General features: G+C 38.2%; 5 protein-coding genes. 4 read left to right on the forward strand and 1 reads right to left on the reverse strand.

Annotated features, from left to right (window positions below; genetic code table 11):
- Positions 1-238: 238 nt before the first annotated feature.
- Both H5072_RS11500 and H5072_RS21140 read left to right on the forward strand, forming a co-directional pair.
- Positions 239-1,255 carry a metalloprotease gene (locus H5072_RS11500; protein WP_033020507.1) on the forward strand — a complete coding sequence of 339 codons (1,017 nt, stop codon included), beginning with the start codon at positions 239-241 and terminating at the stop codon, positions 1,253-1,255.
- A gap of 562 nt (positions 1,256-1,817) precedes the next feature.
- Positions 1,818-2,258, forward strand: coding sequence for a CPBP family intramembrane glutamic endopeptidase (locus H5072_RS21140; RefSeq protein WP_259395927.1), 441 nt, complete (start codon positions 1,818-1,820; stop codon positions 2,256-2,258).
- A gap of 100 nt (positions 2,259-2,358) precedes the next feature.
- On the opposite strand, the gene H5072_RS11510 is transcribed toward H5072_RS21140, so the two are convergent.
- Entirely contained in the window at positions 2,359-3,672 is a 1,314-nt protein-coding gene (locus H5072_RS11510; protein WP_182693596.1) for a short-chain fatty acid transporter, read from the reverse strand.
- A 169-nt stretch (positions 3,673-3,841) separates the two neighbouring features.
- Here H5072_RS11510 and H5072_RS11515 point away from each other — a divergent pair, with 169 nt between their 5' ends.
- Positions 3,842-4,909: a potassium channel family protein gene (locus H5072_RS11515; protein WP_024597278.1), complete on the forward strand. Its 1,068-nt coding sequence runs from the start codon at positions 3,842-3,844 to the stop codon at positions 4,907-4,909.
- A partial coding sequence (locus H5072_RS21145) for a PLDc N-terminal domain-containing protein (protein ID WP_182693597.1) occupies positions 4,909-5,081 on the forward strand: 173 nt, incomplete at its 3' end. The genes H5072_RS11515 and H5072_RS21145, both read left to right, overlap by 1 nt.

Raw genomic sequence — 5,081 nt, forward strand, 5'->3', positions numbered from 1 at the left:
TATAGCTTCCATAACGATCAAAATTGCTTTTGAATCGTCAACAACTAAAATATTAGGCACTATCTTCTTCACTGTTATCCCTTTCAATGTATCGCTTGGAGTTACTATAAAAGTAGTAGTGTTTTTTTATTTTGTCAGTATCAAATGCTTTTATTTTGAAAATAGTTACCTAGCACCTTCCCTCGTGTTTTTAAGCTGATTAGGTATACTAGCGCCATTGTTTTAAACGGTCTTAATTATGATAAGAATAGATCTTACTTTAGCTGAGCAACCATTTTCGCTTATGGTGTCTGGGCAAAAAATTGTGCAGGTATTTCATGCGCAACAAGCCATTACCTTTGATAACCCTCGTGAAAACTACTATCAGTTTACTTACGACAACAAAAAAATAGGCATCGATACGGGGGCAGTCGAAGAGCAAAGCATTTCGCTTTTTGTAGATGATCAATTTGCAACACAACTTGCGCTACCAGCACCTACAAATGGCTCACCTAAAAAAGGCTTTTTAGGGCTAGCTGCATTAGGTTTTAAGCTTTTTAAAAGTGCTAAGGTAATTAAAGTAGTGCTTGCAGGGGCTTCTGTTGCAGGCTATGCGTGGTTATTTAGTATTGAATTTGCACTAATGCTAATTGGTTGCTTAGTCGTACACGAGTACGGCCATGTGCGAGCAATGAAATACTTTGGCATAAAAACCAAAGGTATTTACTTAATCCCGTTTGTTGGAGGGCTTGCTGTAAGTGACGATAAAATAACGACTCGTTGGCAAGATGTCGTTATATCGCTAATGGGGCCTGCATTTGGTTTAATTACCTCGGTACTGGGTGTCGTTTTATATTACGCCACCGAGATGGAAATATTTGCAGGTGTTGCGGTGCTTAGTGCGTTATTAAATTTATTTAACTTGTTACCTATTTTACCGCTTGATGGCGGGCATGTATTAAAAAGTATTAGCTTTTCAATGCGTTCATGGATTGGCCTAAGTGTATGTTTACTCGGTGTACTGTTTGGTTTATGGCTGAGCTACACATTTGGCTTAATGTTACTGGTATTCTTTTTGTTTGTAGGTGCGCTGGAAATTGTATTTGAATGGCGAGGCCGTCACTATTCACACTTAATGCCGCTAGATAAATATGGCCAAGGCTTTTCAGCGGTTATGTATGCAATTGTAGTAGCTGGGCATGTAGCTGTAATGATGCACTTTGCCGACTCAGAAAATCCAATATTGAGCCTGCCGATGACTATTTTATCGAGCTAGCAATAATAACAGCATGGTAGCTCAAATCTCGCTCACTATGCTGTTTTTTGTACGTTGCTTTTAAGGTTTTTGTGCATTTGTTGTTTAGAAAGGAAGCTGTCGCTCAGTAAAGTGGGCGCTTAACAGGGGTAATAACCCTTCCCCAACCACTCTGAATAAAATTAACTGTGTTTATTTTAGCTTGTGTGGCGATAGCAAAATATTAGTTTTGGTTTGTTTCTTAGTGGAGTAATTGATAGGGTATTATCCTTGGGAATGAAAAATAACAATAAGCCGTGAGCTGATAAATTATGGATGATGCGATAAAACAACAAGTAAATCAAAGCACAGGGGAATATTTATTGTTCACGTTTTATTGGTTGGCCTTTTTTTTACTGGTGCTCCCAATACCCTCAAACGTGGTCCTTTTTTTATTGGATGGTGGATCACTAGTATTCAACTCCAATGCTATTTATCTTTTTATATCTATCTTCATCACTGCTGTACTTACGCTGCCATTTTTAAAGTCTACTCTTGAAGCGCAAAATAAAAGCGACGTTATTGGGCACTTAGCAATAAAAAAATGGCCCTTTTTCCTTTAATCATTACTGTGCTATTAACAGCGGCTTACGTTTTACTGGAACAAGGGTTTTTTAGTTTTATGGAAGTCGCCGTGCCAGGTTTTATGTTAGAAATTAAAGCACAAACAAACTCGCTTTTAGATAAAATTTTGCTGCTTTTTGCAGTAGTATTTATTGGGCCTATATATGAGGAAGTAGTTTTTCGAGGAGTGGCATTCTATAGGCTGAAAAAAACCGCCTTGGGAGCTATTGTCGCAATTATTATCCCAAGTATTGTGTTTACATTGATACATGGGCAGTATGATCAAGTTGAAATTTTTATTTCTGTGTTTGTATTTTCTTGCTTGATGGGACTACTTCGTCATCTATCGGGTAACTTGTGGTATTGCATCATCGCTCACATGATTTGTAATTTATTAGTACTAGGTGACATTATTTTTTGATATTAAATGACTTACCAGTTAACTTTATTTTCTTGCTTAGTTCTTTTGGTTTGCAGCTAGCAAGCGCGATATAAAATCGCGCGTATTTATTACCAAAATACTACGGATAAAAACTTAGCATCAATGCAATGAACACCCCTGTTACAAATAGCTGCACAACACAAAACCCCATAATATCTTTTGCTCTTAAGCCTGCGATAGCAAGAACTGGTAATGCCCAAAAAGGTTGAATTAGGTTAGTCCACGCATCACCCCACGCAACAGCCATTGCAACGCGAGATATATCGGCACCTAGCTCTTGTGCTGCGGGTATTACAATAGGTGCTTGTACAGCCCATTGGCCACCGCCAGAGGGTACAAACATATTAACGAGTCCTGCACTTAAAAAACTAAAAAATGGCAAGCTATCAGCATCTGCAACGGCAATAAAGCCACGTGATATCTGTTGTGCTAATCCACTATCAACCATTACCGCCATGATGCCGGCATAAAAAGGAAATTGAATAACAATGCCAGCCCCGCTTGGAATTGCTTGTTGCAGACTGTTAAGTAAATTATGGGGTGTTTGATGCAGCGTAATAGCTAAAAACAAAAATACGGCAATAACGCTATTAAGGTTTAAGTTTCCGCCAGCAATAAAAAAGTAATAACCTAAATATGCCAAACCTAATAAGCCAATTGTCATACCGAGTAGTTTGCTTTGTTCCAAATGTTGGGCAGGTCTGGTTATTGTTGTGGGCTTAGGTGTTGTCTCTTGTAAAAGAGCTGGGTCGATATATACGCTTTCTTGCTCGCTTGGCAGCATATAGCGATTAACGAGCGGCATAATAATGAATAAACCAACTAATATGGCTATATTAAAGCCCGCAAATAAAGTGTGCTCTGTACTAATAATACCAATGCTGGCCTCTGAAAAGTGACCATCGGTTGCGATGGTTAAAGGAATCGAACCCGCTAATCCGCCATGCCATACAACAAAACCTGAGTAAGCGCTGGCTACTAATAATCGATAATCAACACGAGTATGTTTAGCAATTGCTTTGGCAAAAAGGGCACCAATAACTAAGCCAAATCCCCAATTTATCCAGCTCGCTAAAAGCGAAATAAGCGTTACCAATATAATTGCTTTGGGTGCGGTGCTTGCAAATGTTGCTAGTTTTTCTAATAACTTACTTATAGGTGGCGTACTTGCCAACATATAGCCTGTAATTAACACTAGTAGCATTTGCATCGCAAAACTTAATAAGTTCCAAAACCCACCTCCCCACGCTTGTAATACTTCAATGTTAGTTGCGGTTGTAAATAAGCTCGCACTGACAAGGGTAATTATTGTAAGTAAAATTACAAATATAAAAGGGTCGGGAAGATAGCGCTCTACAATTTTAGTAAAAGGGTGGGCTATTTTATTAAGCATAAGCACAACTGTTTTGGTTATTATTTTAACGCTAATTAATCATGAAAAATCACCATTGGCAAACAGCATTTAGTCTAATATTTGCGGTTAAAAGCTTAAACATTGCTTAAAAGCATCGCTTACAGTAACGTACTGTTTATAGATAATTTACTAACGAAGACTTTGTATTATGCCGGTGATATTTAAAAGGCTAGCGTTACTTGTTCGCGCTCATATAGATCAGTTGAGTTGGCAAGCAGTGGCATTAGCTATTTTGACTCATATGCTATTAACATGGAGCTTACTATTTATAGCGAATGAGAAAGCGTTAACCTCGCTTACTACCTTTTTTTACTATTACACAGTAACAACATCAACAGTGGGATATGGTGACTTTAGTCCAACTACTGATCTTGGTCGTTGGGTGGTTGCATTAATACAAATTCCATTTGGTTTAGCTTTATTTGGTGTTTTGCTAGGAAAAGCAGGACAAACTGTTACTTACTTAATTAGGCGCGCTATGACTGGTGATAAAAACTTTGCCCACAGTAACCACCATATTATTATTTTTGGTTGGCACGACACTCGTACAAAAAAGATGATTGATTACATTTTGGCAGATACGAAACGTACTGACCGTCGTATTTTACTCGCGGTAACAGAGCAAATGGATCATCCTTTTTTAGCTAACGAAAGCGTTGATTTTGCACGTTTAACGAGCTTTACTAATTTAGCTGAGCTAGAGCGGGTAGCTATTCGTAGTGCTGATAAGGTGATTATTGATGGTCAAGATGACGATCAGACATTTACAACAGCCCTGCGCATAAGTCGCTTAGTAAAAGATGATTGTCATATAAGTGCTCACTTTTTGGATGAAACCAAAGTTGAGATGATGTTAGAGCATTGCCAAAATGTAGAGTGTAGTAGTGCAAAATCAGCTGAGATACTCGTACGCTCAATGCAAGATCCAGGTTCGAGCCGTGTGCAAGAGGAGCTGCTATCTACTTTGCATGGTGATACACAATTTAGTTTGAAAATACCAAGCGGCTGCAAAGATATGGAGTTTGGTACTTTGTTTCATCATTTTAAGCTTGAGCATGATGCAATACTGTTGGGTGTTGCTCATAATTTAAGTGCGCAAAATATGGATTTAAATCCACCATTAGATTACAAGGTAAGTGAAGGCGATATTTTGCACTATATATCGGTAGATCGAGTATTAAGTAGTGAAGTAGACTGGTCGAGCCTAGAAAAATAATGAATGAAGTTGTATTTTTAATTGTTGTTTTAAGTGCTTATATATTACCTGTCGTTATTGTACTCAACAGTAGGCGTACACAGGGTCATGAAAAGAATGGCTGGCTAATGGGAATAATTATATTTTCTTGGTTAGGGTTAATGATGTACTTTGCATTGTGCCCAAGTATGGG

The organism is Pseudoalteromonas sp. SR45-5, assembly GCF_014163565.1.
In the GTDB taxonomy this organism is placed as follows: Bacteria; Pseudomonadota; Gammaproteobacteria; order Enterobacterales; family Alteromonadaceae; genus Pseudoalteromonas; species Pseudoalteromonas distincta.

What these genes read in the sequence shown, in the direction of transcription:
- H5072_RS21140 (WP_259395927.1), top strand. Translation starts at nt 1,818, where the DNA reads ATGGCCCTTTTTCCTTTAATCATTACTGTGCTATTAACAGCGGCTTAC.
- H5072_RS11510 (WP_182693596.1), bottom strand. Translation starts at nt 3,672, where the DNA reads ATGCTTAATAAAATAGCCCACCCTTTTACTAAAATTGTAGAGCGCTAT.
- H5072_RS11500 (WP_033020507.1), top strand. Translation starts at nt 239, where the DNA reads ATGATAAGAATAGATCTTACTTTAGCTGAGCAACCATTTTCGCTTATG.
- H5072_RS11515 (WP_024597278.1), top strand. Translation starts at nt 3,842, where the DNA reads ATGCCGGTGATATTTAAAAGGCTAGCGTTACTTGTTCGCGCTCATATA.